This window comes from Persicitalea sp., from assembly GCF_041751555.1.
In the GTDB taxonomy this organism is placed as follows: Bacteria; Bacteroidota; Bacteroidia; order Cytophagales; family Spirosomataceae; genus Persicitalea.
This window is the reverse complement of the sequence record NZ_JBGSXF010000372.1, coordinates 1-1,924: the sequence shown is the minus strand read 5'-3', so window position 1 is coordinate 1,924 and position 1,924 is coordinate 1. Positions and strand designations below refer to the sequence as shown.

Annotated in this window: 2 protein-coding genes and 1 pseudogene; 1 reads left to right on the top strand and 2 read right to left on the bottom strand. The window is 50.7% G+C overall.

Annotated elements, in window-relative coordinates:
* Positions 1-684 (top strand): annotated as a pseudogene (locus ACEW8P_RS13305) (TonB-dependent receptor); the annotation flags it as partial.
* Here the strand turns inward: ACEW8P_RS13305 and ACEW8P_RS13300 are convergent.
* Positions 681-1,526 carry a cupin-like domain-containing protein gene (locus ACEW8P_RS13300; protein ID WP_373513565.1) on the bottom strand — a complete coding sequence of 282 codons (846 nt, stop codon included), beginning with the start codon at positions 1,524-1,526 and terminating at the stop codon, positions 681-683. The pseudogene ACEW8P_RS13305 and the gene ACEW8P_RS13300 overlap by 4 nt on opposite strands.
* 142 nt (positions 1,527-1,668) lie before the next feature.
* Positions 1,669-1,924 (bottom strand): hypothetical protein (locus tag ACEW8P_RS13295; RefSeq protein ID WP_373513564.1); only part of this gene is annotated, 256 nt, incomplete at its 5' end.

The following is a 1,924-nucleotide window of genomic DNA, read 5'->3' as shown; positions in this document are numbered from 1 at the left end:
GCCAACTACCCCGTGTCGGTGCGCGACGGCATTTCGCTGGCCAACCAGGGTGGAGAGTTTGGGGCCATCGGCAATGAGAATGTGACGAGTACCGGAACGGGCCGCAGCCGAGGCATCGAATTTTTTGTTCAACAAAAACTGGCCGGGAATTTCTTTGGCGTGTCGAGCTACACCCTTTTCAAATCAGAATTCACGGGTGTCGATGGGACATACAAGCCCTCAGCCTGGGACACCCGTCACCTAGTTTCGACGCAGTTGGGCTATAAATTCAAACGCGGTTGGGAGATAGGAGGGAAGTTCCTCTTTCAGGGGGGCGCACCCTACACCCCCTTCGATTTGGCCGCTTCCCAGCGCAACTACGCGGTGCTGGGTACTGGAACACTCGACAACGGTCGCCTAAACGCCGAACGGCTGCGGGCTTTCAACCGTTTCGATTTCCGTATCGATAAAAAGTGGAACGCCAAACGCTTTTCGGTCGATGCCTTTGTCGACATCCAGAATCTTTTTCTGACCAAGAATCCGGCTTTTCCACAGTTTACCTTTGAGCGGACGGAGGATAATTCGGGCTTCAAAACTACCGACGGAGCTACGCTTTTACCCAATGGCAGTAACGCTATTCCACTAATTCTCAGGAATGAGGATGCAACGGTGACGCCGGCTTTGGGGTTGGTGGTGGAGTTTTAAGCCATCATCGTCCTCGCCCTCTCGATTGCCTTATTTTCCTTCCACTCCTTCCAGCGAGGGCCGAGCAGCGAGTTCATACCCTTGTCAACTACCGTGTGGCGAGCCAGATTCATGCCGCCTTTCAACAGGGTAAATACTGAGTCGTTGGCGCGAAGCGAAAGACCAAAACCACCATCGACGTACTTGATGTAGTGCCACCACAGCGAGGGAATGAATACCGTTTCGCCGTGGCCGAGGACAGTCTCGTAACCCTGGGCCTGGTCGAAAGCCGGGAAGCGCTTCAAATCGGGGTGCAGCGGGTGGACGTGGCTCATCACCGTGAAAGGGTGCTGGTAGAGTCGGGTACTTTCCGAAGGCGGGAAGAGGATTATTTTCTTGCGGGTCTGGAACTGCGAGAGGAAGACGTGGGAGCAATCCATGTCGTAGTGCAGGTTAACCTCCGAATTCTGGCCCCCGAAAAACATGAACTTATAGCTCTTGACAAATCCGTCCATGATCGTCGGGAATTGCACGTCGGCGTTGAGTTCGGGAATTTTCTTAAAAATATCGAAGAGGAAAATCCTGAGATCCGTCGGGCCTTTTTCGATCAAAGATAAATACTCGCCGAAAGGCATGGTGGCGGCGTTCTGAAAGTACTTTTCAGGATCGTGGATGTGGTTGTCCACCAATGGTACTTCCAGGTCACCGTGGTTTTCGCGGAACCAGTCGAAGGTCCATTTTTGGGTGGCAGGCCAGTCTTTGATGAGATCGGTAAAAACTACCGGGCGACGTGGTTTGAGGTAGTTTTCAATGAATTCCTCGCGGGTCAGGCCCGTGCGGCGGTCGATTTGGGTTAGTTTCATAGCTCTGAGAGGTTTCTGCCTTGGTACTTTACAATGGGTGGATCGTACCAGCACGTCGGTTATTTCACGCTGCAAATTTATACTTTCTAAAATAATTTACGGCAAGAGATTGGTTTCTTGTTCAACGCAAAAAGTCAGGCGGTTATTTATTGACAGGAGCGGTTGTTTGGGTAATTTGACTCAAAACCGTATCAGCCATTAAAAGGAACTGCCTAACTTGCAGCCGCAAATACCTTTCATCCTGGACAGCTATATTCCCGTTGGCCCCTACTTTCATCTGATTTTCGGGGCCCAAGGCTGCAAAATCACAAACTGAACATTTATGGTGGCGGATAGCGTCCTTAATTTTTTTCAAATTTCCATCAATCAATAATGACTGACAAAAGCACCAAATTCCT